Source organism: Amycolatopsis sp. PSD-21 (assembly GCF_055561455.1).
Genome location: NZ_CM145712.1, coordinates 5,950,243 through 5,975,530, shown reverse-complemented (window position 1 = coordinate 5,975,530; position 25,288 = coordinate 5,950,243). Strand labels below are relative to the sequence as shown.

At 68.9% G+C, this 25,288-nt stretch carries 26 protein-coding genes and 1 pseudogene; 15 read left to right on the top strand and 12 right to left on the bottom strand.

Going from position 1 to position 25,288, the window contains the following annotated elements:
• Positions 1-37: 37 nt before the first annotated feature.
• From ACZ1DY_RS27860 to ACZ1DY_RS27850, 3 genes are read left to right on the top strand one after another with little or no spacing between them, the layout of a single operon-like run.
• Positions 38-1,258 (top strand): hypothetical protein, encoded by a 1,221-nt coding sequence (locus ACZ1DY_RS27860; RefSeq protein ID WP_465481376.1) that lies wholly within the window; start codon positions 38-40, stop codon positions 1,256-1,258.
• Positions 1,255-2,790, top strand: coding sequence for a vWA domain-containing protein (locus ACZ1DY_RS27855; RefSeq protein WP_465481375.1), 1,536 nt, complete (start codon positions 1,255-1,257; stop codon positions 2,788-2,790). Before ACZ1DY_RS27860 ends, ACZ1DY_RS27855 begins: the two co-directional genes overlap by 4 nt.
• Positions 2,777-3,550, top strand: coding sequence for a hypothetical protein (locus tag ACZ1DY_RS27850; RefSeq protein ID WP_126734162.1), 774 nt, complete (start codon positions 2,777-2,779; stop codon positions 3,548-3,550). The genes ACZ1DY_RS27855 and ACZ1DY_RS27850 overlap by 14 nt, the downstream gene beginning before the upstream one ends.
• 166 nt (positions 3,551-3,716) lie before the next feature.
• Here the strand turns inward: ACZ1DY_RS27850 and ACZ1DY_RS27845 are convergent, their stop codons facing one another.
• Positions 3,717-4,610, bottom strand: a complete 894-nt coding sequence (locus ACZ1DY_RS27845; protein ID WP_465481374.1) for an MBL fold metallo-hydrolase — start codon at positions 4,608-4,610, stop codon at positions 3,717-3,719.
• Between the two features lie 82 nt (positions 4,611-4,692).
• Here ACZ1DY_RS27845 and ACZ1DY_RS27840 point away from each other — a divergent pair, with 82 nt between their 5' ends.
• From ACZ1DY_RS27840 to ACZ1DY_RS27825, 4 genes are all read left to right on the top strand, one after another.
• Positions 4,693-5,553 carry a LysR family transcriptional regulator gene (locus ACZ1DY_RS27840; protein WP_465481373.1) on the top strand — a complete coding sequence of 287 codons (861 nt, stop codon included), beginning with the start codon at positions 4,693-4,695 and terminating at the stop codon, positions 5,551-5,553.
• 91 nt (positions 5,554-5,644) lie between these two features.
• A complete protein-coding gene (locus tag ACZ1DY_RS27835; protein WP_465481372.1) occupies positions 5,645-6,538 on the top strand; it encodes an MBL fold metallo-hydrolase in 894 nt (297 codons plus the stop codon).
• 9 nt (positions 6,539-6,547) lie between these two features.
• Positions 6,548-6,976: a winged helix-turn-helix transcriptional regulator gene (locus ACZ1DY_RS27830; RefSeq protein WP_465481371.1), complete on the top strand. Its 429-nt coding sequence runs from the start codon at positions 6,548-6,550 to the stop codon at positions 6,974-6,976.
• Between the two features lie 28 nt (positions 6,977-7,004).
• Positions 7,005-7,424 (top strand): hypothetical protein, encoded by a 420-nt coding sequence (locus ACZ1DY_RS27825; protein ID WP_126734158.1) that lies wholly within the window; start codon positions 7,005-7,007, stop codon positions 7,422-7,424.
• 4 nt (positions 7,425-7,428) lie between these two features.
• Here ACZ1DY_RS27825 and ACZ1DY_RS27820 read toward each other — a convergent pair.
• From ACZ1DY_RS27820 to ACZ1DY_RS27805, 4 genes and pseudogenes are all read right to left on the bottom strand, one after another.
• Positions 7,429-7,554, bottom strand: a pseudogene (locus ACZ1DY_RS27820) (DUF3140 domain-containing protein); the annotation flags it as partial.
• A 73-nt stretch (positions 7,555-7,627) separates the two neighbouring features.
• Complete coding sequence (locus ACZ1DY_RS27815; protein ID WP_465481370.1) at positions 7,628-7,837, bottom strand: hypervirulence associated TUDOR domain-containing protein; 210 nt, start codon at positions 7,835-7,837, stop codon at positions 7,628-7,630.
• Positions 7,834-8,316: an MSMEG_6728 family protein gene (locus tag ACZ1DY_RS27810; RefSeq protein ID WP_465481369.1), complete on the bottom strand. Its 483-nt coding sequence runs from the start codon at positions 8,314-8,316 to the stop codon at positions 7,834-7,836. The genes ACZ1DY_RS27815 and ACZ1DY_RS27810 overlap by 4 nt, the downstream gene beginning before the upstream one ends.
• A 36-nt stretch (positions 8,317-8,352) precedes the next feature.
• A complete protein-coding gene (locus ACZ1DY_RS27805; RefSeq protein WP_257485759.1) occupies positions 8,353-9,258 on the bottom strand; it encodes a glutaminase in 906 nt (301 codons plus the stop codon).
• A 170-nt stretch (positions 9,259-9,428) separates the two neighbouring features.
• Here ACZ1DY_RS27805 and ACZ1DY_RS27800 point away from each other — a divergent pair, with 170 nt between their 5' ends.
• The gene (locus tag ACZ1DY_RS27800; RefSeq protein WP_126734155.1) at positions 9,429-10,817 is read left to right on the top strand and encodes an amino acid permease; all 1,389 of its coding nucleotides are present in this window, start codon (positions 9,429-9,431) and stop codon (positions 10,815-10,817) included.
• A gap of 203 nt (positions 10,818-11,020) precedes the next feature.
• Here ACZ1DY_RS27800 and ACZ1DY_RS27795 read toward each other — a convergent pair whose 3' ends face one another.
• Together ACZ1DY_RS27795 and ACZ1DY_RS27790 are read right to left on the bottom strand one after the other, a co-directional pair.
• Entirely contained in the window at positions 11,021-12,505 is a 1,485-nt protein-coding gene (locus tag ACZ1DY_RS27795) for a CoA-acylating methylmalonate-semialdehyde dehydrogenase (protein WP_465481368.1), read from the bottom strand.
• A 20-nt stretch (positions 12,506-12,525) separates the two neighbouring features.
• Positions 12,526-13,395: a Cgl0159 family (beta/alpha)8-fold protein gene (locus tag ACZ1DY_RS27790; RefSeq protein ID WP_465481367.1), complete on the bottom strand. Its 870-nt coding sequence runs from the start codon at positions 13,393-13,395 to the stop codon at positions 12,526-12,528.
• A 109-nt stretch (positions 13,396-13,504) separates the two neighbouring features.
• Between ACZ1DY_RS27790 and ACZ1DY_RS27785 the strand changes: the two genes are divergently transcribed.
• Complete coding sequence (locus tag ACZ1DY_RS27785) at positions 13,505-14,254, top strand: GntR family transcriptional regulator (protein WP_126734152.1); 750 nt, start codon at positions 13,505-13,507, stop codon at positions 14,252-14,254.
• Here the strand turns inward: ACZ1DY_RS27785 and ACZ1DY_RS27780 are convergent.
• Positions 14,234-15,679: an APC family permease gene (locus ACZ1DY_RS27780; protein ID WP_257485762.1), complete on the bottom strand. Its 1,446-nt coding sequence runs from the start codon at positions 15,677-15,679 to the stop codon at positions 14,234-14,236. The genes ACZ1DY_RS27785 and ACZ1DY_RS27780 overlap by 21 nt on opposite strands.
• Before the next feature lie 308 nt (positions 15,680-15,987).
• On the opposite strand from ACZ1DY_RS27780, the gene ACZ1DY_RS27775 reads away from it, so the two are divergent.
• From ACZ1DY_RS27775 to ACZ1DY_RS27760, 4 genes are all read left to right on the top strand, one after another.
• Complete coding sequence (locus ACZ1DY_RS27775) at positions 15,988-16,944, top strand: AraC family transcriptional regulator (protein WP_465481366.1); 957 nt, start codon at positions 15,988-15,990, stop codon at positions 16,942-16,944.
• Between the two features lie 196 nt (positions 16,945-17,140).
• Entirely contained in the window at positions 17,141-18,277 is a 1,137-nt protein-coding gene (locus ACZ1DY_RS27770) for a hypothetical protein (RefSeq protein ID WP_465481365.1), read from the top strand.
• 20 nt (positions 18,278-18,297) lie between these two features.
• Positions 18,298-19,131 (top strand): prenyltransferase/squalene oxidase repeat-containing protein, encoded by an 834-nt coding sequence (locus tag ACZ1DY_RS27765; RefSeq protein WP_465481364.1) that lies wholly within the window; start codon positions 18,298-18,300, stop codon positions 19,129-19,131.
• Positions 19,128-19,934, top strand: a complete 807-nt coding sequence (locus ACZ1DY_RS27760; RefSeq protein WP_465481363.1) for a tryptophan synthase subunit alpha — start codon at positions 19,128-19,130, stop codon at positions 19,932-19,934. Before ACZ1DY_RS27765 ends, ACZ1DY_RS27760 begins: the two co-directional genes overlap by 4 nt.
• Here the strand turns inward: ACZ1DY_RS27760 and ACZ1DY_RS27755 are convergent.
• The 4 genes from ACZ1DY_RS27755 to ACZ1DY_RS27740 all read right to left on the bottom strand — a co-directional run bounded on the left by ACZ1DY_RS27755 (position 19,898) and on the right by ACZ1DY_RS27740 (position 23,358).
• The gene (locus tag ACZ1DY_RS27755) at positions 19,898-21,181 is read right to left on the bottom strand and encodes an APC family permease (RefSeq protein WP_465481362.1); all 1,284 of its coding nucleotides are present in this window, start codon (positions 21,179-21,181) and stop codon (positions 19,898-19,900) included. The genes ACZ1DY_RS27760 and ACZ1DY_RS27755 overlap by 37 nt on opposite strands.
• Before the next feature lie 223 nt (positions 21,182-21,404).
• Entirely contained in the window at positions 21,405-21,857 is a 453-nt protein-coding gene (locus ACZ1DY_RS27750) for a MoaF C-terminal domain-containing protein (RefSeq protein ID WP_126734147.1), read from the bottom strand.
• A 100-nt stretch (positions 21,858-21,957) separates the two neighbouring features.
• Positions 21,958-22,431 (bottom strand): carboxymuconolactone decarboxylase family protein, encoded by a 474-nt coding sequence (locus tag ACZ1DY_RS27745; protein WP_126734146.1) that lies wholly within the window; start codon positions 22,429-22,431, stop codon positions 21,958-21,960.
• A 78-nt stretch (positions 22,432-22,509) separates the two neighbouring features.
• On the bottom strand, positions 22,510-23,358 hold the full coding sequence (locus tag ACZ1DY_RS27740) for a cobalamin-binding protein (RefSeq protein ID WP_465481361.1): 849 nt from the start codon (positions 23,356-23,358) through the stop codon (positions 22,510-22,512).
• A 141-nt stretch (positions 23,359-23,499) separates the two neighbouring features.
• Here ACZ1DY_RS27740 and ACZ1DY_RS27735 point away from each other — a divergent pair, with 141 nt between their 5' ends.
• Positions 23,500-24,381, top strand: coding sequence for an SIS domain-containing protein (locus tag ACZ1DY_RS27735; RefSeq protein ID WP_465481360.1), 882 nt, complete (start codon positions 23,500-23,502; stop codon positions 24,379-24,381).
• Between the two features lie 7 nt (positions 24,382-24,388).
• Positions 24,389-25,279: a 1-phosphofructokinase family hexose kinase gene (locus ACZ1DY_RS27730; protein ID WP_465481359.1), complete on the top strand. Its 891-nt coding sequence runs from the start codon at positions 24,389-24,391 to the stop codon at positions 25,277-25,279.
• The last annotated feature ends 9 nt before the right edge of the window (positions 25,280-25,288 follow it).

The following is a 25,288-nucleotide window of genomic DNA, read 5'->3' as shown; positions in this document are numbered from 1 at the left end:
TAAAATAGGCCTTGCCGGACATTCGGGGAGGAAATCGGTGACCACCGATAGCTCGCTTCGTGAAGAACCCCAGCTCACCATCCGACCAAAGCCTTCGGCGTTCTTTCTGCGCCGTCGTTTTCTCCGCACTTTCGGGCCCGCGCTGGTGCTGGCCGTCAGCGGCCTGATCGTCCTGCTCGTGAGCGGAACCGTCGTGGTGCCGTTCCAGCAGACGCTGGTCCTGCGCGGCAAGATGGGCTCGAAATCGGATCTCTTCGAGGACGCCAAGGTCCAGGAAATCCTGATGCGTCACCACATCCGGGTCCACGTGACCAGGACGGGATCACGGGACATCGCCACGCACGACCTCAGCCAGTACGACTTCGTGTTCCTCTCGGGCGAACCCGCCGCCGGTCTCGTCCGGCGGTCGAGGGCCAACGAGTGGACGGGCTCCGCGCGGCAGCCGTTCACCAGCCCGATCGTACTGGCCACGTACCGCCGTTACGCGGAAACGCTGGCGGCCAAAGGGATCGCGGCGAAAGCGCCGGGACAGGACCTCTACTACACGCTGGACACCGACAAGTTCGTCCAGGTGATGAAGCGGGGGGAGAGCTGGGATTCGCTGGGCGTCCGCGACCACGGCGCCGCCAACGGCAACCGGGTGCTGGCGCAGACGTCGAACATCTGCGACTCGAATTCGGGCGCGACGTACCTGATCTTGCTGGCGTTCCTGGAGAACGGCCGTCAGGTCCCGGTCGTCGACCCTCAGTCCGCCGGGCCGCCGAGCCTCACGAACGCGAAGGAGCTGGCCAAGCGGATCAAACCCCTGGTGGCCGCCCAGGGCTTCCCGTCGTCCGATCTCTCGGAGTCCTACGCGAACGTCGCCGAAGGTGACAAGCCGATCGTCGTCATCTACGAGCACCAGTACCTCGCCATGCAGTTGCGGGCCAAGGCGCAGAGCGGGCAGCCGGACCACGACCGGGTGCTGCTGTACCCGAAGGACAACATCCTGACGAAACCGCAGTTCCTCGCCCTGAAGCCGGAAGCGGAGCGGCTGGGCGAGCTGATCACCTTCGATCCCGAGCTGCAGCGCCGCGCGATGGAGCTCGGGTTCGGCGTCGCGACCCCCGCGGGCAGCACGAAGAGCGCGCGGCTCTACGACTTCCTGCGCGCGCAGGGATTGCCGACCCCGGAGACCGCGGACAACGACAGCACCACGCCGCTGCCGGACAACCTGGTGCTGGAAGAGATGATCAAGACGGTCGGGGACTGCCCGTGAAGCGGCTGCTCGCGGTCCTGTGCTGCCTGCTCCTGGTGGTCGCCGCCTGTACGAGCGGCGGCGAGAAGGTGAAACTGCGCGTGCTCGCCAGTTCCGAACTGGCCGACCTCGGGCCGATTCTCGACGACCTCCGCGGGGAAACGGGAATCGAACTGGAAATGGATTTCCGGGGAACGGTCGACGCGAGCGCTTCCCTCGCGCCGGGGAAAGCGACACACGATCTCGCCTGGCTTTCCACCGACCGGTATTTCCAGCTCAAGCTCCGGCAATCGGGCGACAAGGGGGAGCGGCCGCTCGCGACCAAGACCATGGTGTCGCCGGTCATCGTCGGGATCACCCCGGCGAAGGCGGCGGAACTGCGCCGCGGCAAACCGGACGGGAAGCTCTCGTGGGCGGATCTGGCGGACGCGGCGGCGGGTGGCGGCTTCCGGTTCGCGATGGCGGATCCGGCCAAGTCGACCAGCGGGCTCACCTCGCTCGTCGGGGTGGCGACGGCCGCCGCGGGCACCGGTGCCGCGCTGCGTCTCCAGGACATCGAATGCGACAAGCTCCAGGGCTTCCGCACCGGGCACACGCTCACGGCGGACACCTCCGCCGCCGTGGCCGAGCGGTTCGCCGAGCGCCAGGACGTGGACGCGATCATCGGGTACGAGTCGACGCTGCTCTCGCTCAACGCGAGCGGCAGGCTCAAGACACCGCTGGAACTGGTGTACCCGCGCGACGGCATCGTCCAGTCCGACTATCCGGTCCTGCTGCTCGACCCGGCCAAACGGGAGGTGTACGACAAACTCGTCTCCTGGCTCAGGAGCCCGGCGACACAGAAGAAACTGATGGAACGCACCCTCCGGCGGCCGGTCACCGGCGACGTGGGGCTGGATCCGAGGCTGCCCGCCTCGACCGGGAACTCGCTGTACTTCCCCGACGAACAGGCGGTCGTGGACAAGCTCCTCGACGATTACGCGGCCACCGCCGGCCGTGCTCCCGGACGCGTGATCTTCGTGCTGGACTTCTCCGGTTCGATGAAGGGCCCGAGGATCGCGGCGCTCCGCGCGACCTTCGCCGGGCTGAGCGGCGGGCCGGACGGCGGCTTCGACCGCTTCTACCGCGGCGAGCGGCTCACCGTCCTCCGTTTCGGCGGAAAGGTATTGGGGGACAGGGAATTCGCCGTCGGCGGGCCCCAGGATCTCGACGCGCTACGGGCCTTCATCGCCGCCGACGAATTCGACGGCGCCACAGCGGTCTGGTCTGCGCTCGGCGAGGCCTACGCGAAGGCCGGCGCCCATCGCCGCGCCGAGCCGGACCGGAGCGTCTCGATCGTGCTGATGACCGACGGCGAGAACAACACCGGGCCGGGCATCGAAGAATTCCTGCGCGCGCCGAGGGATCCGGGCGTGCGCACGTACACCATCCGGTACGGCGAGGCCGATCCCGCCGAACTGGAACGCGCGGCCGTGGCCACCGGTGGCCGGATGGTCGACGCGAACGCGACATCCCTGCTCAAGGCCTTCAAGGAGATCCGTGGTTGCCGATAATCTGTGGTGGGACGTCTGGGGACTGTGGCTCGTGGTCTGGGTGCTGACCGTGGCCGCCTTCCTCGTCGCGGCCGTCGTCTTCGTGAAGCACTGGCGCCGCGCCCGATCCGACGGGGACCAGGGGATGATCCGGGGCATCGCCTTCTACCTGCACACGAAATCCGTGATGGGGCTCTACCAGTTGCATCGCTACAACGAGGCGCTGGAACAGGAGGTCGAGAAACGGAAGAGCCGGGGCTGGCGGTTCTGGGGCTCGGGCGGATTCGGCCCGCTGCAAGGGGAAACCGAGCGCACCGACACCGATGAGGAGTTCCGGCGGTACATCCGCAAGGCGGAGCCGATCACGGTGATCGGCATCGTGACGAAGGTGCTCGAGAAGCACCACGACATCATCTACGTGGACCTGGCGAAACAGGAACTGGTCCACAACCGGGCGCTGGTGAAGGAACTCGGCTGGGCCGACGGCCCCGAGAGCACCCGGCAACTCAAGACCCGGCTGCGGGGTGTCGAGGCGTTCGTCTCGGTGAAGGGCCTGTTCCGTAAGCGCTCCCAGACCGACACCGAGACGGTTTTCGTGGCGCCGTACGGGAATCCGGACGATCCGGGGCGGAGCAGGCGGATCCGCTTCACCTGCGTGACCAGCGACCTGCGCGACACCGCGCCCTCCGGCGCGTTCCGGGCGCGGTGTCTCGGCAAGGTCGAGGACTGGGACCCCGAAACCGGTGAACTCGTCGTTCACCCCATCGCGATCTTCAAATGATCCGTTAAGAGGCGACAGCCACGTTCGCAACGTCGGCTTTCCGCCTCGCCGGTCTGGACGCGCGTCGCGAAAGCCACTTTCGAGACGTGTGATGTCCCGAAAGTGGCTTTCGCGACGAGCCCCGACGGCGCCACGAGCGAACCACCTACCTGCAACCACGTCGGATTCATCCGGCGTCGGCGCAGAAACACCCGACGCCTTTCGCGATCCAGTCCCGGCCCTCCCACTCGGGGTGCCGGTCGATCATCAGCGCTTCGACCTCCGCCGCGATGGTCTCTTCGGGAAGAGCCGAGTCGCGCCGTGACCAGGTCTCGTCCCGCAGCAGTTCGAGGTACTCGCGGACGTCGGTCAGGATCCGGCGTCCGGAGACGTCGCCGTGGCCGGGGACGACGATGTCGGGCCCGGCGGCGGCCAGCCGTCCCAGTACCTCGATCCACCGCGATCCCGAGACGTCGGTGTCGTGCGGCGGGAACCACGGGAAGATCGCGAACTGGCCGGTCTCGACCAGATCCCCGGTGAACAGCACGCCCGCGTCGGGCACGGTCACCACCTGGTCGCCCTTGCTGTGGGCGCGTCCGGTGGCCTCCATGCGCACCATCCGTCCGCCGAGGTCGAGTTCGTACGCGTCTTCGTAGACGACGTCGGGGGTGGCCAGGGTGACGCCGTCCAGAGCCCGCGCGACCGGGGCGCCGAGGCCGCGGAACATCTCCAGGTAGGCCGGTCCTTTGTGGACCAGGTCCGCCGCCTGCGCGCTGTTGACGAGGTAGGTCGCCTCGTCCGCGAAGACCTGTGCGCCGAAAGCGTGCTCGGGGTGGAAATGCGTGGTGGTGAGGTAGAGCCGGCGGCCACGGGCGTGCTCGGCCGCGAAGGCGAGCACCTTCTCCGCGTTGCGGGGACCGAGCCCGGTGTCGACGACGAGCACCGAGTGGGAACCGCCGATGACCCCGATGTTGGGGACGAGGTCGACGCCGAGATTCGGGATCACCACGAGATCCCGGGCGATTTCCCGGGCCTGGCCGGGTTCGACGGCGGGTTCGTGGGTGAGGGGTTCGAAGGGCATGACCCCACCTTCGGGCCGCTCCCGGCGCACCGTCCAAGTCCGATCTCCACCGCCCGATACCTGATGGGTATCATCGCTGGTGATGGAGCTTCGTCTGCTGCGTTACTTCGTAGCCGTCGCCGAGGAGCGGCACTTCGGCCGGGCCGCCGTGCGGCTGCACATGACCCAGCCGCCGCTGAGCCGGGCCATCCGTCAGCTGGAGAACGACCTCGGCGTCGTCCTGCTGCTCCGCTCGGCCGCCGGCGTCGAGCCCACCCCCGCCGGAACCACCCTGTACGCCGAGGCCCGCACCCTGCTGGACCAGGCCGATCGCGCCCGCGCCCGGGTGCTGGAGGTGGCGGGGCCCGCGACGCTCACCGTCGGCACCCTGGCCGACGGGGCGGGGGAATCGGGCACCCGGCTCGCCGCGGCGTTCCGGCGACGGCATCCCGAGGTCTCGATCCGCTTCCGCGAGACGGATTTCACCGATCCCACCACCGGGCTACGCGCCGGGCTGGCGGATGTCGCGCTGACCCGGTCACCGTTCGACGAGACCGGCCTCAGCGTCCGCGTCCTGCGTACCGATCCGGTCGGGCTGGTGGTGCGCACCGGTGATCCGTTCGCCGGTCGTACGTCGCTCCGGCTGGCCGATGTCGCCGATCGGCCCTGGTTCCAGCTGCCGGAGGGCACGGATCCGCGGTGGCGCGAGTACTGGAACGGGGCGACGCCCATCGGAGGGCGTCCTGCCGGGCCGGTGGTGCGCACGGTCGGCGAATGTCTTCAGGCCGTCCTCTGGAACGGCTCGGCCGGGATCGCGCCGCTCGGCCACACGTTGCCCGACGGGCTGACCTGGGTGCCGCTGGCCGACATGCCACCGAGTCCGCTGGTCGTCGCCTGGGTGACCGCGCGGGAGAACCCGCTGATCCGCTCCTTCGCGCGGATCGCCGTCGAAAGCCATCGCTAGAACGCACTTGCAAGTGCGTACTTCCCTTTGGAGAGCGGCTCCCCGAAAGTGAGTCACAGCATCGCTCACCGTCCACAAGGGAGAACACGTCATGTCGAGACCCGCTGCCAGGTCCCAGATCCGGGTCGGCCGCACCACAGTCACCTACCTGCCTGACGGCCATGCCTGGCTCAACCCCGCCGTTTTCCTGCCATCGAGCCTCCCGTCCGGCTGGGCGGCCCACGACGCGTTCCTCGACGAACGCGGATGGTTCCCGGTCAGCATCGGCTCGTTCCTGATCCGCACCGGGGACCGGACCGTCCTGGTGGACCTGGGGCTGGGCGCCGCCGACTTCGCCTTGCCCGGTGCCGCCGAGTTCCACGGCGGCGGCCTGCTCGACGCACTGGCCGCGGAGGGCGTGACACCCGAAGACGTCGACACGGTGATCTACACGCATCTGCACCACGACCACGTCGGCTGGACGACGAACGTCGCGCCCACCCCGGACGGCACGGCCGAGCCGGCGACCGGGCTGACCTTCCCGTCGGCGCGGCACCTCGTCAGCGAGCGCGAATGGGCGCACTGGTCCGGCACGAACGACCCGGTCGGTCCGGATCCGCTCGCCGTCCAGCGGCCGCTGGCCGACGTGATCGGGTTCTTCGCCGACGGCGACAGCGTCGCGCCGGGTGTGCGGATACTCGCCACGCCGGGGCACACGCCCGGCCACAGCAGCGTCGTGGTCACCGATCCGGCAGGGGAGGACCCCCGCCGCGTCGTCGTCCTCGGCGACGTCATGCACTGCCAGGTGCAGATCACCGAAAGCCACTGGACGTTCGCGTTCGACGTCGATCCGGCGGAGGGGGTCGCCACCCGCGAGCAGTTGCTGAAGGAGATCGAGGACGACCGGACGATCCTCGCGGGCGGGCATTTCGCCGGGCAGGTGTTCGGCCGGGTCCTGCCGCCCGAGTCACGCCGGATCTGGGCCGCCGGCCAGGTCACCGGATAACGTCGGGGCATGCCGGAGCCATCCCGCCGCCGTCCCCGTCCAGGCACTCCAGGCCAGGTGCTGGCCTGGTTGCCGGACGGGCGGCCGGCCGACGTGTACAGCGCGCCCTGCCCTTCGCGACAGGTCCTGGACCGCATCGCGGACAAATGGACCGCGCTCATCGTCGGCTGCCTCTCCACGGGGACCAAGCGCTACAGCGAACTGCGCACCGCGATCGACGGGGTGAGCGAGAAGATGCTCACCCAGACCCTGCGCGGCCTCGAACGCGACGGTCTGGTCACGCGCACGGCGCATCCGACGGTGCCGCCGAAGGTCGAGTACACGTTGACCGCGCTCGGCGGCACCCTCACCGCGCCGCTGGCGGTGATCCGGGACTGGGCCGAATCCCATATCAACGAGATCAACGACGCCAGGACGCGGTACGACGCCGGGGTGTAGAAACACCGGCTCCGGGGCATTCACCGGCATGCCGGACTCATCTCCAGAACCTGACGAGGCGACCGTCGACGCGGTCGGCAAGCTGGTCTTCGCTCTCGAAACGGTCGAACAAGCGCGCGGCCACCTGTACGCGTTCCACCACCTCACGGGAACCGCCGACTTCGCACTCGGCGAGGCCGTCGAAGGGCTCCGGAAGGCAGGCCACGCGGACTGGGCCGAGCGCATCGAGACCGAGCTGATCGGGCTCAACGTGCTGCCGGACCGGTGGACCTTCCAGGTGATCGAGGAGTACGACCAGGGCTACTACGCGGCCTACCGCGACATGACGCGGGGCGTCGCCGAAGACCTCACCGGAGGGCGCCTTCACCTGCACGAAGAGCGGATCAAGCGCAGCAGGCGTACCGAGGGGCGGCCCGGGCACGAGATGGGGCGGCCGTCGAGTAGCTGAGCTGCTTGCAGGGGTCGTGTCCCCAATTCATCAGCGAGTGCCGCCAGGTCGTGTCCTCGATGTCGCCGGACGGGCGCTGCGCGAGGTGCCGGTGCACGTAGCCGATCACCTTGCGCATGTGCTCTTCGTCCTTGTGCTGCCCCGCCTGCGGGACTCGTCTTCAGCCATTTTTCGAGTTCGCCCGCCGCTTCACTTGTCCTCGCTCACAGCTTCTCCAGTGCCTCGGGCTTGTGCACCGCTTCGCCACCGCTCTTGTCGCTGCGCACCAGGTACTGCGGCTCCTCTTCGGACGCGCGCACCGTGCGGCCGCCCGCCTCGGTGTCGGCGGTGATCTCCTTCAGGACCTCACCTTCGGCCTGCCCGCCGTGACTGTTCCAGCGGACCTTGTCGCCTTTGCGGAATCGCTCGGTCATCGCACTCCTTCTCGTCGTGGCCGGTCCGACGCCGGCCAGACATAGGGCAGGTCGTCGGGGACGTCCGGGAACTTCGGGCGGTAGTGCTCCGGTTCCTTGCGGACGAGCGCGGACTGGTGGCCGCGGTGGAAATCCGGGTCGCCGAGCCACGGCGGAAGCTCCTGCGCGTCCGCGAGGCGGTCCTGGGTGCGGACCTCGTGGATCCCGGTGGCGCTGAGCAGATCGAGCCGCAGCGTGTCGCGGCAGGTGTCTTGCCGCCCGGTCGCGCACCAGACCTCGCAGATGTCGAAGCCGTACCGGACGAGCGCCTCCTCGTAGCCCGCCCACATCGCCGCGGCCGGGTGGTGCCGCCAGCCGTACCCCGGCACCGTCAGCGCGCGCAGCACCTGGATCGTCTCCACGCGCTGTTTTCCCAGCCTTCGCTGGTCGAGGACGGAAGCGGAGGCCCGGAAGCCGGCGTACGGGAGAAACGTCTGCACACCGGCGTTTTCCCCGTCGTCACGGGTTCAAACCGATCAGAAGATCGACCAGCCGGTCAGGGTGGTGAACCGGTCCAGCGCCGCAACGCCCGCGACGGAGTTGCCGCGCGGGTCCAGTCCCGGGCTCCACACGCAGATCGCGCACCGGCCGGGGACGATCGCGACGATGCCACCGCCGACCCCGCTCTTGCCGGGAAGCCCGACGCGATAGGCGAATTCGCCCGCGGCGTCGTAGGTGCCGCAGGTCAGCATCACCGCGTTGACCCGCTTGGCCGCGCTCCGCTCGAGCAGTCTGGTGCCGTCGTTGCGCACGCCGTGCCGGGCGAGGAAGACCGCCGAGCGCGCGACGTCGCGGCAGCTCATCGCGATCGAGCACTGGCGCATGTACTGGTCGAGGACGGCGGGCACCGGATGACGCATGTTCCGGTACGACGCCATGAAATACGCGAGCGCGCGGTTGCGGTCGGCGTGGGCGGCCTCGGACTCGGCGACCTCGGTATCGATCCCGATGCCGGCGTGGCCGCTTTCCTCGCGGAGGAACCGAAGCAGCGTCTCCGCCGCGTCGCCGTGGTGCGCCAGCTCATCGGTCACCACGAGCGCGCCCGCGTTGATGAAGGGATTACGGGGGATCCCGTCCTCGTTCTCCAGCTGCACCAGCGAGTTGAACGGGTTGCCGGACGGCTCGCGGCCCACCCGTTCCCACACGCCGTCGCCGTGGGAGAGCGCGAGCGCCAGGGTGAAGACCTTCGACATGCTCTGGATGGAGAACGGCGTCTCCCAGTCGCCGACGCCGTGCAGTCCACCGTCCACTTCGGCCACCGCCATGCCGAACCGCCCGGGTTCGACCCTGGCCAGGGCGGGGATGTAGTCCGCGACGGAGCCGCGGCCGATCTCCGGCGCGACGTCGTCGGCGATCCGGTCCAGCAGCGCTGCGAGGTCCACGGCCGTAGCGTAGAAGCGCTCCTTCGCGCGCGAAGATCGGGGTTCGCCGGTGAACTTGTCAAATCGAAAAGGGAAATTCCAGTAAAACCACCAGAGTGACGTCCCGCACACCTTAAGTCTTCCTTAGCACTGTTGGTGACCTGCCGCACACGCTCTAGCGTCTGGCAACCATGGATTCCTCGCTGCTCACCGAAAAAGGTGAAAGCTACTCAAAAGCACTGGGCAACCGCCAAGTGCAGATGATCGCCATCGGCGGCGCGATCGGCGTCGGGCTGTTCCTCGGTGCCGGAGGCAAGCTCCACCAGGTGGGGCCGTCGCTGGTCCTGTCGTACGCGCTCTGCGGTATCGCCGCGTATTTCGTGATGCGCGCCCTCGGTGAGCTGGTGCTCCACCAGCCGACCTCCGGCAGTTTCGTCACCTACGCCCGCAAGTTCATCGGGCCGTGGGCGGGTTTCGTCTCCGGCTGGATGTACTGGGTGAACTGGGCGATGACCGGGATCGCGGAGATCACCGCGGTTGCCATCTACGTGCACAAATGGCTGCCCGACGTGCCGCAGTGGATCACCGCGCTGGTCGCGCTCGGCGTGCTGATCGTGGTGAACCTGCTTTCGGTGAAACTATTCGGCGAGCTGGAATTCTGGTTCTCGGTGGTCAAGGTGCTGGCCATCGTGGTCTTCCTGGTCACCGCGGCCGGGCTGGTGCTCACCAGCGCCGACATCGGCGGCACCACGGCGGGCGTGCACAACCTGACCGCCCACAATGGATTCTTCCCGGCCGGTATCGGCATCGCGCTGATGACGCTGCAGGCGGTCATCTTCGCGTATTCGGCGATCGAGGTCGTCGGTATCGCCGCCGGCGAGACCAAGGACGCCCGCAAGGTGCTGCCGAAGGCCATCAACGGGGTCGTCTGGCGGATCGGCGTGTTCTACGTGGGATCCGTGCTGCTGCTGGCGATGCTCCTGCCGTGGCCGTTCTACAACGGCGGCGAAAGCCCGTTCGTCACCGTGTTCAGCCGCCTCGGGATCCCGGGCATCGGCGACGTGATGAACGCCGTCGTGCTCACCGCCGCGCTGTCGAGCTGCAACTCCGGGCTCTATTCGACCGGCCGCATCCTGCGGGCGCTCGCGGACAAGGGCGAGGCGCCGAAGTTCGTCGGCCGGATGAGCAGCCGTCACGTGCCCTACGGCGGCATCCTGTTCACTTCCGGCGCCTACGTGCTCGGCGTGGTGCTCAACTACCTGGTGCCGAAGGACGCCTTCGACATCGCGATCGCGATCGCCTCGCTCGGCGTGATCACCACCTGGGCGACGCTGATCTTCTGCCAGCTGCGGCTGCGCCAGGCGGCGCTGCGCGGAGAGCTCGAAAGGCCGTCCTACCGGATGCCTTGGGCGCCGTACAGCGGCTGGGCGACGCTGGGCTTCCTCGCGCTGGTGGTCGTCCTGATGGGCTTCTCCGACGGCGCCGAGAAGATCGCGTTCTACTCGATCCCGGTGCTGGTCGTGGTGCTGGCGGTCGGCTGGCGGATCGTCGGGAAGCGGCAACGGCAAGAGGTGCGCTGATCCCTCACCGATTTCGTGAGTGCTTCGAGATCGGGGCCGTGTCGCGAAAGCCACTTTCGCGACGTGTGATGTCCTGAAAGTGGCTTTCGCGACAGGTGAGGCGCGGGCGCCGGATGGGGTGAAGGGAGCCTTCGCTGCGTCAGATGCGGTGAAAGGCCCCTTCACCCCGCCCCGAAGCGCATTCAGAGGACGAAACGCGGTCGTCAGCTCGAGGTCGGGAAGTGGAAACCGGCGGTGGAGTGCGGCCACCGGGTCGTGACGACCTTCGCCCGCGTGTAGAACCGGACGCCCGCCGGGCCGTGGATCGGGCTGTCCCCGATGAGGGAGTCCTTCCAGCCGCCGAAGGAGTAGTACGACATCGGCACCGGGATCGGCACGTTCACCCCGATCATGCCGACCTTCACCTCGCGCTGGAACCGCCGCGCCGCCTCGCCGCTGCCGGTGAAGACCGCCGTCCCGTTGCCGTACGGATTCGCGTTGATCAGCGCGATCGCTTCGTCCAGTGTGGACACCCGCACGATCCCGAGCACCGGCCCGAAGATCTCGTCGCGATAAGCGGCCATCTCGGTGGTCACGTGGTCCAAAAGGGACGGTCCGACGAAGAAACCCTCTTCGTGCCCGGCGACCCGGAGGTCCCGGCCGTCGACGACCACGGTCGCGCCCTGCTCCGCGCCGAGGGCGACGGAGTCGATCACCCGCCGCCGCGCTGCCTCCGTGACCACCGGGCCCATGTCGTTGCCCGCCTCGTGCCCGGGGCCCACCTTGATCCCGGCGGCCTTGCGCTCGAGGATCTCGACCAGTCCGTCGCCCGCCGGACCCACGGCGACCCCGATGGAGATCGCCATGCAGCGCTGCCCGGCGGAACCGAACGCGGCGGCCGTGAGATGGTTCGCGGCGTACTCCAGATCGGCGTCTGGCAGGACGACGGCGTGGTTCTTGGCCCCGCCGAGCGCCTGCACGCGTTTGCCGGTCGCCGTCGCGCGTTCGTGGACGTACTTGGCGATCGGGGTCGACCCGACGAACGACACCGCGGCGACATCGGGATGCTCCAGGATCGCGTCGACCGCGACCTTGTCCCCGTTGACGACGTTGAACACCCCGTCGGGAAGCCCTGCCTCGGCGTACAACTCGGCGACCAGCCGGGACGCCGACGGGACGCGCTCGCTGGGCTTGAGGACGAACGTGTTGCCCGCCGCGATGGCGATCGGATGCATCCACAGCGGCACCATGATCGGGAAGTTGAACGGCGTGATCCCGGCGACGACCCCGAGCGGCTGCCGGAAGTCGTGCACGTCCACGTCGCGCGAGACCTGGTCGGAGAAGCCGCCCTTGAGCGCGTCGGCGATCCCGCAGGCGTACTCGACGATCTCGCGGCCGCGGACGATCTCGCCGCGGGCGTCGTCGATCACCTTGCCGTGCTCGGCGGAGATGATCCGGGCGAGTTCGTCCTCGTGCTTCACCAGCAGCTCGCGGAAGGCGAACATCACCTTCGTCCGCTGAGACAACGACGAATCGCCCCAGGTTTCGAACGCCTTGCCCGCGGCGGCCACCGCGGTGTCCACATCGGACGGTTCCGCGAGGAGGACTTCCGCCCGCGCGCGTCCCGCGGCCGGGTCGTACACCGGGGCGGTGCGGGTGGAGCCCGCCGTGGTCGCGGCGCCGTTGATCCAGTGGTCGATGGTCTTCACGCGTTGTCCTCCACAGGTGTTCACAGCAGTCCGACGGCCGTGTCGACGGCCTTGGCGACGTCGCCGTCGTGCGGGTAGAGCAGGGACCGGCCGACCACGAGGCCTTGCACGGTCGGCAGCGCGAGCGCACGCTGCCAGGCGGCGAACGCGGCGTCGGGGTCCTTGACCTCGCCGCCCAGCAGGACGGCGGGCAACGTCGAGGCGGCCAGCACGCGCTCCATGTCCTGCACCACCGGCAGTTTCAGCCAGGTGTAGGCCGACGAACGGCCGAGCGCGGAGGCGATGGTGATCGAGCGGATCACGGCGTCGGGGGAGAGGTCGGTGCGGAGGCGTCCGTCGACCCAGTCGGCGAGGAACGGCTCGACCATCGCGATCAGTTTCCGGTCGGCGAGGTCGTTGACCGCCTTCGCGGTGTTCTCGAGGACGCTCGGCGTCGCCGGATCGGTCAGGCAGATCCTGGTGAGCGTCTTGCCGCCGTCGAAGCGCATCCGCTCGATGGTTTCGGCGTCGTAGCAGGCGAACCGGTCGTCGATCTCGAAAGTCGATCCCGCGAGCCCGGTGCGGTTCATCGAGCCGATGACGGTCTTGCCGTCGAGGGCGCCGAGGAGCAGCAGGTCGTCGATGATGTCCGGCGTCGCCAGCACTCCGGTGACCCCGGGACGTTCCAGCGCCAGGCCGAGGCGGTCGAGCAGTTCGCCGCGGTCGGCCATCGCGAGCGGGTCGGAGCCGACGCCGTTCGCGCCGCGCGCCGGATGGTCCGCGGCGATGATCATCGTGCGGCCCTTGTCGTTGAAGGGGGTCTTCGCCCGGACGCGGGTGGCGGCGGCCACCGCGACGGCCCCCGGATCGCGCACCCGCGCGGCGACGATCCGGCGCACTGTGTCCGACACCTTCGTACCTCCCGGCTCGCGTGGTCCTCCGACCATCGCAAGGCTTGGGAGATTTTGTCAAGACATATGGACATAAGGTCATAGTGGCCGGTCGCGGTAGGCTCCGCGCATGAAACCCTGGGCGCCCGGCGAGATCGTGGTGGATCCGAACGGTCCGGAGCCGCTGTATTCCCAGGTCGCCCGGCAGATCGGCGCCGCCATCGAGGACGGCAGGCTGCCCAACGGCGCCAGGCTGGACAACGAACTCGATCTGGCCGCGCGGCTGCACCTCTCGCGGCCGACCATCCGCCAGGCGATCCAGTCACTGGTCAACCAGGGGCTCCTCGTCCGCAAACGCGGGGTCGGCACGCAGGTCGTGCGCACCAAGGTCGCGCGGCCGCTGCGGTTGAGCAGCCTCTTCGACGACCTCAGCGAGATCGGCGACAAGCCGGAGTCCGTCGTCCTCCTCAACCGGGTCGAGCCCGCGGGTGACGACGCGATCGAGTATCTCGAGGCGCCGGGCCTGACCCACGTCCGGCGCCTGAAGCGGGTGCGTTCGACGGGCGGCGAGCCGCTGGCGATCATGAACAACTATCTGCCCGACGGCCTCATCGCCCCGGCCGACGACGAGCTGCGGGACAAGGGCCTCTACCAGCTACTGCGCTCCGCGGGCGTCCGACTGCACGCGGCCCAGCAGAACGTCGGTGCCCGGCAGGCGACCGAGGAGGACGCCGAACTGCTCGACGAGAAGCCGGGCGCCGCACTGCTGACCATGCGCCGCACCACCTACGACGAGTCGGGCAAGGTCGTGGAATACGGGTGGCACGTCTACCGGGCCTCGCGTTATTCGTTCAACCTCTCACTGACCAACAACGTTTGACGGCTCGCGTTCCAGGTCGGTCTCCAACGCCGCGTACACCGAAGGGCGGAACCGCCGCAGCCAGCCGGCGAGCGCGAGCCCGGCCAGCGCGACCACCAGGAGCAGCCACGGAAGGTGCGGGACGACGCCGTTGCTCGAGCCAGCGAGCGTCGGGAAGTTGAGGATCGCCAGCGTCACGATCAGCCCGAGCCCCACCGCGCCCAGGCCGGGGGCGATCAGCGTCTTCACGACCCGGCGATCCCGCGTGCGGCGGAAGTAGACCAGGATCGCCACCGCCGCGAACAATTGCAGGGTGAGGATCCCGAGCGTGCCGAAGCCGGTCATGCTGGCGGTGAGGTCGGCGACCGGGTCGAGTCCGGCGAGCCGGAACGCCAGCGCCACCAGCGAACCGAACCCGAGCTGGACGATCGAGGCGTAGCGCGGCGCGCCGTTGCCCGGGCTGGTCTTGCCCAGCAGGCGCGGCAACACGCCGACCCTGCCCAGCGCGTACAGATAGCGGGTGGCCGAATTGTGCAGCGCCAGCAGCGCCGCGAAGAGACTGACCACCAGAAGCAGCAACATCACCTTCGTCAACGGGCCGCCGAGGTACTCCTGCGCGACCGATAGCACGAGATCCCCGCTCGACAGGTGCGCGGCGGCCACGTCCTGCGCCTGCTCGGCGCCGATCGCGCTGACCACGGCCCAGGTCGTGAACGCGGCGAACACCCCGATGAACCCGATCGCGATGTAGGTCGCCCGCGGGATCGTCCGCTTGGGATCCTTCGCCTCCTCGCCGAACAGCGCCGTCGCCTCGAACCCGATGAAAGCGTTGGCGGCGAACAACAACGCGAGCCCGCCCGCACCCTGGAACATGACGGACGGGCTGAACGCGGCGAACGAGAAGCCGTGCCGGAACAGCACGCTGAAATCCATGATCAGCAGAATCGCCACTTCGAGGATCAGCGAGACACCCAAGACCTTCGCGCTGACCGCGATTCCCCGGCGGCTGAGCAGGAGGACCAGCACGACTGAAAGCGCGCTCCAGAACAGCCAATCGAGTTTCACGCCGAAGACGTCGTCGATCGCCGTGGAGGTGAAGAACCCGCTCGTGCCGATCGCGCCCGCGACGAAACAGTTGTAGCCGAGCATCGCGACGAATCCGGCGACGAGACCCGGTGTCCTGCCCAGCCCCTTGACCACGAAGGCGTAGAAGCCGCCCGCGCTGGTGAGCACCCGCGACATCTGCGCGTAGCCGACGGCGAACAGCAGCAGGACGACCGTCGCCAGCAGGAACGCCGCGACCATGCCGCCGCCGTTCCCGACCGCGATGCCGATGGCCGCGATCACGATCATCCCGGTCAAGGGCGCGACCGCGGCGAGCACGAGGAAGACGATGCCCGGCACGCCGAGGACGTTCTTGGCGAGCGACGTGTCGTCACGGCTCATTCGGTGCTCCTCGTCTCGGCTGGACGGCCAGTATGGGAGCGAAGGTGGGCGCGGCCTTTGCCTTTGCGTGCTCGGGGCTTGTTCGTCAGCGCTGAGTACTCCGAGCGGGTGTCCGCGCCCGAGGCCGGTCGACCGGAATCGACGCGTTTAGAGCCCGAGAGAGTGGTTAGCCCGATACGGCCGATCTCGCCGCTTAGGCTGTTCGGTCGGATTTGCCCGTCCCGTCCAGGTCATCCCACCCGACCGGGTACACGGTAAGGAGCGCCGTCAGGAACGATCCGCCTCCGGTGTCCTCAAGGGGGACTCGAATGGACACACCGCTGGGAAAGTTCATGCTGCTGGTTTCGGAAGACCCGGAGGAGATACGGACATGTCTCGCCGGCCTCTTCGGGGAATGCCGGTTCCGCGCGCGTTCGGCTTCGAAGGTCCGCGTGCACGCCCGGCGGACGAAGAACTTCACGGTCGCCTACGTCGCTTGTCCGGCCGCGGCCGGACTGCGGATCGGCTGTACCCGCCAGCACTTCCTGATCGCCGTCCCGGTGGCCGGCAGTGCGGCCACCACCGGGGAAGTGTGCAATCCCGGTTCCGTGCTGGAGGCCGGCTGGTCGCGGGAGTTCGCACAGTTGATGGTGATCATCGACCGCGGAATGCTGGAAATGCGGTTGAGCGTGATGCTCGGGCGCGCACTGCCGCAGCCGTTGCGATTCGAGGAGACGCTGAACACCGGTCGTCAGCCCGCCAAAGGATGGTATGACGCTTTGACGGCCTACGTGGGGTCGTTGGACGACACGGACAGCGCGCTGGAGATCGAAGCCGTCGCGGATTCCGTCGAACAGGGCTTGATGACCACGTTTCTGGCCTCACAGAAGCACAATTACTGGGACGTCGTGACCGGCGAAGCGAAACTCGTGTCTTCACGCACCATTCGCGAGGCCACCCGGCTGATCGACGGGCAACCGCACCGGCATCATTCGGTGACGAGCCTCGCCCGCGAGCTCGGGGTGAGCGTGCGCGCGCTGGAGAAGGGGTTCAAGCGGCATCTGGCGACCACTCCCAACGCCTATCTTCGCGATGTCCGGTTGGAACGCGCCCACGCCGACCTTTCCGCGGGCGAGCCCGACGCGGTCACCGTGGCACAGGTCGCCCAACGGCACGGGTTCTTCCACTTCGGGCGGTTCGCGGCCACTTATCGTGACCGGTTCGGTGAAGCCCCTTCGCATACCTTGCGCCGCCTCGTCGGGCCTTTTCGCTCGGGGTACGGATGATGGACAGGACCGTGCGCGGAAGTGATCGCCACGGTCCCCATGCCCTCATACGGTGGACTTGAGCGTCACCCACCGGTACATCGTTCTTCCCTGCTGCACCAGGTATACGCGTGACGCTTCCGGTACCTCCGACGGAAGGGTCAGGGCCATGCCCCAAGAGCGTGAAATACCGTCACGAAGAGGAGGTGCCGCGGCCGTGCTGGCCGCGGCCCCTCGCGTGCCGGCCGGCGACGTCCCGGCGTGGCTGACCGGCCTGCTCACCGAATGTCCCGGCCCCGACGCGGCCAGCGCGTCGGCCGCGTGGGCCGGAATAGGCGAGCACTGGATCGCGCGATGGTGCGCCATCACGGGTTCTTCCGCCCCCGCGATGGACGACGCCATCCGCGAATTCATCCAGACCATGCGCGGGGAAGGCGATCTCTCCGAAGTCCAGCTGGCGCAGGTGTGCCACGCCATCGATCCCGGTCGCGGCCACCCCCTCGCGGACGGCGCCGGCTCGGCGATCGAACGGTTCCTTTGGCGAGTCCGGCCGTGGCTGCCCCTCTGGGTCTCCTTCGCGCACTGGGTCGTCCGATGGTGCGTGCACCGCCGTCGCCGTCACGTGCTCTTCCTCGCGCGCGACATGCTGACGACGTACCTCACGGCGCGGCGGCTCGACCTGAAACTGTCCACCGGTCTCGACCTCCGTCTCGCCCACGCCTCACGCGCCGACCACGGCGCCCTCGCGGACGTGCTCGGACTGCGAGACGGTGAGTGGTTCGAGCCCGAACGTGTCGCGCTGGTCGACTCCGGTTGTTACGGCACGGTCATGTCGCGGCTGGCCAGGCAGATCGACGCCGGGGCACACACCGAGGAAGAAGCCGCCTGCCTGTTCTATTTCAGCCGTAACCCCAAGATCTTCGGCTACCTCAACTATCTTCTCAGTCCCAGCATCCTCGAACTCGACATCGCGGGCACGGACGTCGCCGACTTCGTCATCTACGCCGGAGACCTGCTCGAAGCCATGCCCAAGCCGTACCGCGTGGTCCGGACCGAGTCCGGTCTGGTCGCCGAGCCGCAGGATCTGCTGACCTTCTGTCTCGGCATGGCCGTGCTCAAGGAGGTCGACGACTTCGTCGCCGCCGGTCCGCTGGCTTCCATTCCGCAAGCGCAGCGCCGGGCGCTGGAGCTGTACAACGCGTACGCCAACGCCTCGGGGAACCGGATGCACGCCGATTCACTGCTGTTCCACACCCCCGCACCGCAGCAGCTGCCCGCCGACTACGGCTTCGAAGCACTCGACTTCCAGAGTTTCCCGCCACAGAACGAGATCTTCGGATCCGCGCCCGGCTGAGGAAGAAAGGAAAGCACACCATGACCGACGCCCTCACCTTCGTCGAATCCTGCCGTGACAGCGACGGGTTGCTCGTCGAGACCGATGAAAGCGCCCCCAGCCTCGAGGCCGCCCGGTTCGGCGCCGAGATCCGCGCGATGCGGGGAATCGGCCTGACGCGGCCGGAGCTGGAATTCGCCTCGGCGGCCCGGACCGGTGGCGCCTACGCGATGTTCCGGGGCGGGGCACCGTCCTTGGGAGCGACGTACTACGCCTTGCGGCTGTATCAGCTCGCCGGGGTCCCCGTGCCGGATGCCGGCGCGGTGGTCCGGTGGGTGGACGAGGCGCTCGTCGCCGGCGGCAGGGTCGTCGTCGACATGGACGACCTCTTCTACGGGGTCAGGTCCCTGATCATCCTCGACGCCCGGCCGGAACCGGACGGCGCCGCCGAGATCCGCGCGTTCCTGCGCGCGTGTACCGGGGACGATCGTGGCTGTGCGCTCCTGCCCGACGGTCCGTCCGACATCGAACGGACCTATTGCTCGGTCGCGATCCGGCAATGGCTCGGAACCGAGGACGATCACGCCGACGCACAGGCGAGCGCTCCGTTCGTCGTCTCGTGCGACGACGGTTTCGGGCACATCCGGATGCGGCCGTCGCGCGCGGAATGGTCGCTCGCGAGCGCTTACTGGGGTGCGCGAACCGCTCAGTTGCTGAACCTGGCTTGGCCATGGGCCGAGTTGCACGCCGCGGTCCAGCGATGCGCGCAACCCGACGGCGGGTTCAGCACGAACCCTGGTTCGACGTTGTGGGAGACCTATTGTGCGCTGCGGGTCATGAACATCGCCGCCTCCAGGCAGGAGCAACCGGTATGAGTGCCGGTCTTCGTGAGAGCGTCGCCATCAGCGGAAGACTGGGGTTCGGCGTCTACCTGATCCCGGGTTTCCCCGACTGGGACACCAGCCTCGCCGCCGTCCGTGCCGCGGTGGCCGAGGGAGTGGACTTCGTCGAGTTCCCGATCCTGCTCGACGAGGGCTTCTCCGCCAGCACCGGGAGCGTCGTCGCGGAGGCGCTGGCGAAGGCGGGGCCGGACAACCTGGACCCGCGCTCGTCCCGGCTGCGCGAATGGCTGGCGGAGGCGCCGGTGCGGGTCGGGATCGTCTACCGATCGGCCTGGCCCGCCGCCGACGACTGGCGGGCCGGTGACGAAATCCTTGCCGGTTGCGCGGGTCTGCTCTGCGAGCACGACATCCGGCCGTTTCCCGAGTACGCGGCCCGGGCGCGCCGCTGCGGACTGGCCCTGGTGCCACCGCTGCGGGTGACGGCCGGGCACCTCACCGACGAAGAGGCCGGCGTGCTCGGCAGCGGCGACGGATTCGTGTATCTCGCGCTCAGCGCCGAGACCGGACGGGCGGGCACCATAAACGATGGGCTCGGCCGCCGTATCGGTGACATCCGGCGTATTCGTCCGGACCTGCCTGTCTACACCGCTTTCGGCATCCGGGACGCCGCCGACGTCGCAGCGGTCGCGCGGCAGGGAGCCGACGGTTTCATCGTCGGCAGCCACGCGCTCACCGTCCTCGGTCACGGTGTGCCGGCGTTCGAGCGCTGGCTCGCCGGGATGACCGCGGCCCGGTCCGCTCAGGTTTCAGGGGACCTTCTGGAGAACTTCAGGTAGAGCAGTGCCCCCACGGCGAGCGCCGCCGCGAACAACAGGTACCAGCCCGCCAGCAGGAGCACGCCGAACACCAGGACCGTCGCGATCACCGCGAACCACCGTTGTTTGCCGCCGGACGGCAGAAGCCGGACCCCGGCGGCCATCGCCACCAGGTAGATCGCGATCAGGCAGGCGTTCTCCGCGAGCAACGCCTGTTCCAGTTCGAAGCCGGTGAGGATCGCGACGAGGAAGCTGATCGCGGTCCCGGTGGTCACCACGAGCAGGCTGCGCCTCGGAACGTCACCCGATCGGCTGCCCTTGGCCAGCCAATGCGGCAGAGCGCCATCACGGCCCAGCGCCGCGCCGAGTTTCGCCATACTCGCCACGAACACGTTGAGCACCCCCAGGGTGACCACGACGGCGATCACCGCGGCGACCACTCGAACGGAGGTACCGAGCCCTTCGCCGAGCAACGCGGCCAGTGGCGCTTCGGTTTCCCCGGCTCGCGGGCCGAGCACGAGAATCGTCATTCCGCCGACGGCGAGATAGAGCACGCCGATGACGACGATGGAGATTCCCGTGGCCAAGGGCAGATCTCGCCGCGGATTCCGGAAATCGGGGGCCAGATGGGTCACGGTCTCCCACCCGATGAAGGCCCACACCAGCAGGCTGATCGCGGTCGCGATACCGGAAAAGCCGTGTGGCGCGAACGGCTGGAGGTTGGCCGTGTCCGCCTTCGGCGCCGCAAGCACCACGGCGCCGACCAGGAGGAGTGCCAGGAAACCGGTGAGCACCAACTGCACACGGCCGGACAGGTGCACGCCGAAAAGGTTCACCCCGATGGCGATGAGCACCAGCACGGCGGCCAGGAACATCGTCATCGTCCGGCCGCCACCGACCAGTTCGGTGATGTAGGCCGCCCCGAACGCGCTGGCGGCGGGCATTCCCGCCAGGGTGCCGAAATAGAACCACCATCCGGTCACGGCCGAGGTCTTCGGCCCGAACGCCCGCAGGGCGAACGTCGCCGGCCCGCCGGCGTCCGGATGCCGTCCCGCCAGCGCGCCGAAGGTCGCCGCGACCGGGGCGGAGACCAGCACCAGGACCAGGAAGGCGATCAGGGAAGCCGGACCCGCCGCCTTGGCCGCCAGCGCGGGAAGTACCAGCAGACCGGTGCCGAGGACGGCGCCGACATACAGTGCGACGCCCTGGGGCACGGTCAGATGCCGGGTGTTCGACCGGGACGAGTGCTCGACTGTCGATCGGCTCATGACCGTCAGATACCCGGCACGGGCCTGGGGTTAACTTCGCCGGCGGGATCAAGCGGAGAGCGGCGTTCGGGTGTCAAGCGTATAGGCGAACGTGGAGTGGTGGGTGAAGGGAGCATTCACCGCCGGCGCCCATGTCGCGAAAGCCACTTTCGCGACGCCTGATGTCCCGAAAGTGGCTTTCGCGACACCCCCTACGCCACGTTCGCCGTATTCCACAGAACGCTCAAGAGCCGCGAGGCGCGGGAAAGGAAGGCCACCCGTGCGGCTTCTCCAGAATCTCGATGGTCGCCTGGTCCACCAAAAAGTACTGCCCGCCGTCCTCGCGCGGATTCGTATAGGCCGCCGTCGCGATCGAGCGGCCGAAATCGGCCATCACCGCGATGGGATAACCGCCGTCGAAGATCTCGCCGTGCGCGGCCGTCGCGACGGTCCCGGTCTCGTACCAGGTGACGAAATACTGTGCCGGACCGGTTTCGAAGACTCGCAGTGTCGCTTCCTTCTGCCGTACACCGGCGAAATCACCGGACACGCCGGTCCAGATCATCGTGGTCCGGTCCGCGTAGTGCTGCTCCAGCACGTTCCCGGAGCCGTAATGGAAGTTCGCGCGGAGCCCGACGAGGTCGGTGCTGAGCGGATGGGTCCCGGTCACGGGGAAGAAACGGACGTCGAGTTGCACGGGCTGAAACCTCCGGGTCGCTGGTATCCGCAGGTTTAGCAGCCCGTCGCCTCTCGATCGTTGTCCGGCGAAGCGATCCTCTTGTCGGTGGACGCGAGGATCAGTCGAACATGCCGGGCTGGTAGTCGCCGGCGGGCGTCCTGGCGATGACGTTGAGCCGGTTGTACGCGTTGATCGCGGCGATCAACGCGATCAGGGCGCCGATCTGCTCGTCGTCGTAGTGCTTGCGCACCTGCGCCCAGGTGTCGTCGCTGACGCCGTGGTGCGCGTCGGCGATCCGGGTGCCCTCCTCGGTGAGCGCGAGAGCCGCGCGCTCGGGCTCGGTGAACACGTTCGCCTCCCGCCAGGCGGCGACCAGGTTGAGCCGCACCGAGGTCTCGCCGGCGTGCGCGGCGTCCTTGCTGTGCATGTCGGTGCAGAAACCGCAGCCGTTGATCTGGCTGGCGCGCAGCTTCACCAGTTCCTGGGTCGCGTGGGGCAGCGAGGACTCCTCGATCGGCCGGTTCGCGGCGCCGAGACGCTTGACGTACTTGAGGATGACGTCGTTCTCGAACAGGTTGATTCGCGGTTCCATGATCTTTCCTCTCCGTCGGTTCCTGCACACATGACGAGTGGGGCGGAGGGGTTGTGACAGCGTTCGATGTGACGCCGGTCACCCATGGAAGAGCTCGGCGAGGATCTCCGCGCCGTCGACGACGCGCGGGCCGGGCCGGTTGAAATAAGCCGGGCCGTCGAGGACGTGCACGGTCGGGATGTCGTCCCAGCCCGGCAGGCCGGTCAGCAGACGCAGTTCCGCCTCGGTCCGCTCCGGCGGGAAGCCGCAGGGCATGAGCAGCAACACGTCGGGTCGTGCTTCGGCGACGGCGTCCCACGTGATCGGCCGGGTGTGCTCGCCCGCGGCGGCGAGCAGCGGGATGCCGCCGGCGGCGTCGATCTGCTCCGGAACCCAGTGCCCGGCGGGCCAGAGCGGGTCGAGCCATTCGATGGCGGCCACCCTCGGCCGCGGTCGTCCCGCGACGCGAACCCGGACCGCCTCCCAGCGTTCCTGGAGAAGGCGAGTCTCGTGAGCCGCGCGTTCGGGGACGCCCAGCACTTCGCCGAGCGTGGCCAGGCAGGTGAAGATGCCGTCGAGCGTTCGCGGTTCGAGGCTGACCACCCGGATGTCACCGTCCAGTGCGCGCACGGTCTCCGAGACCTGCCGGTAGGAGACCGCGCAGACGTCGCAGAGATCCTGCGTGAGCACGACGTCGGGTTCGGCCGCCGCGAGCATGGCGGCGTCGAGGGAGTACAGGGCCGAGCCGCGATGCTCGCCGCCGACGGCAGCCGAAATCTCCCGGCTCGACAGCACGTCGTGGTCGATCGCGCTGCTCGTGACCACCGGGACGTCGTCCAGCGCGCCGGGTGGCCAGTCGCATTCGTGGGTCCGGCCGGCCAGCGACGGCAGGAGCCCGAGGGTCGCGACGAAGTCGGTCGCGGCGGGGAGCAGCGAGACGATCCGCATCCGCCCACGGTAGGCGACCGGGCCATCCTGCACATCTGCGCGGAGCAAATGCGTGAAAGTGCGCTAACAGAGCATTGACGTTGCACAAAACTGCACCTAACGTGACAGCTATTGCGCACAACTGGCACGGATGGGGAGTTCATGAGCGGGACCTTCATGGCGGCGGAGATCGCGAGCCAGCCCGGCTGCTGGCGGGAAGCGGCGGCGCTGGCCTCGGCGAACAGTGACCTGTTGCCGCCGCCGGGCGCGCGGGTCGCGATCGTCGGCTGCGGCACGTCGTGGTTCATCGGCCAGGCGTACGCCGTCCTCCGCGAGTCCGCCGGGCTCGGCGAGACCGACGCCTTCGCCGCGTCCGAGTTCCCGGAGGGCCGTGGCTACGACCACGTCGTGGCGCTGACCAGGTCGGGTACGACGACCGAGGTCCACGCCCTGCTGGCGAAGCTGCGGGGCAGGACGCCGACCATCGCGATCACCGGCGTGCCGCGCGAGATCGAGGCCGCCGCGGACAAGATCGTCGACCTCTCCGTGGTGGACGAACGCTCGGTCGTGCAGACCCGGTTCGCCACGACGGCGCTGGCGATGCTGCGCGCCCATCTCGGCGAGGACCTGACCGCGGTCGCCGACCAGGCCGACCGCGTGCTCGCCGAACCGCTGCCCGACGAGCTGGTCACCGCGGAGCAGTTCAGCTTCCTCGGCACCGGCTGGTCCGTGGGCATCGCGAACGAGGCCGCGCTCAAATTCCGCGAGGCCTGCCTGCTGTGGACGGAGTCGTACCCGGCCTGGGACTACCGGCACGGCCCGATCAGCATCAGCGAGCCGGGCCGGGTGACCTGGATGTTCGGGCAGGCGCCGGAAGGGCTGGCCGACGACGTCGCCCGCGCGGGCGGCCTGTTCGTCGAGAGCGGCCTGGATCCGTTGGCGGACCTGGTCCGCGCGCAGCGCGTCGCCGGGGCCATCGCCGCCCGCAAGGGACTCGACCCGGACAACCCCCGCAGCCTCACCCGTTCCGTCGTCCTGACCTGAGCTCGCCGTGATCGTCACCGTCACGCCGAACACCGCGCTGGACGTCACGTACACAGTGGACGGTCTACGGCCCGGTGACGTGCACCGCGTGCGGACCGTGCGGCAGCGGGCGGGCGGCAAGGGCCTCAACGTCGCCCGCGTGCTGCACACGATCGGCGCCGACGTCCGCGCGATCTTCACCGCGGGCGGCCCGACGGGAACGGCCGTCGTGGGTGAGCTCGCGGCGGCGGGTATCCCGGCGGGCGTCGTGCCGATCGGCGGCGAAACCCGGCGCACCACCACGGTGCTCGCGGACGACGGATCGGTCACGCTGCTCAACGAGCCAGGGCCGCGGCTCACCGATGACGAATGGCAAGCGCTTGCGGCGGCCGTCCGGGCCCGGAAGCCGGACGTGCTCGTCTGCTCGGGCAGCCTGCCGCCGGGAGCCGGGGGATACGCCGGGCTCCTCGGCGGCGCACCGTCCATCTTGGACACTTCCGGCGAGGCGCTGCTCGACGGCCTCGCCGGAAGACCGTCCGTGGTCAAACCGAACGCCGACGAACTGCGCGAGGTCACCGGCCTGCGGGATCCGGTGGCCGCCGCGAGGGAGCTGCGCAAGGCCGGGGCGGGTGCCGTCGTGGTCTCGCTCGGGCCAGAGGGGCTCCTGGCGGTGACCGGTTCCGGCACCTGGCACGCGGCACCGTCCACTGCGCTCCGCGGCAACACCACCGGCGCGGGCGACGCCGTCGTCGCCGCGCTGGCGCTGGGGCTGAGCCGTGCCGAATCGTGGCCGGACATCCTGCGCCGGGCCGTCGCGCTGTCCGGGGCGGCCGTGCTCGGCCCACTCGCCGGCGACGTCGACCTCGCGCACTACCAAGCCGAACAGGGGCTGGTCGCCGTGCGCGCCCGCCCGGACTAGGAGAACTGC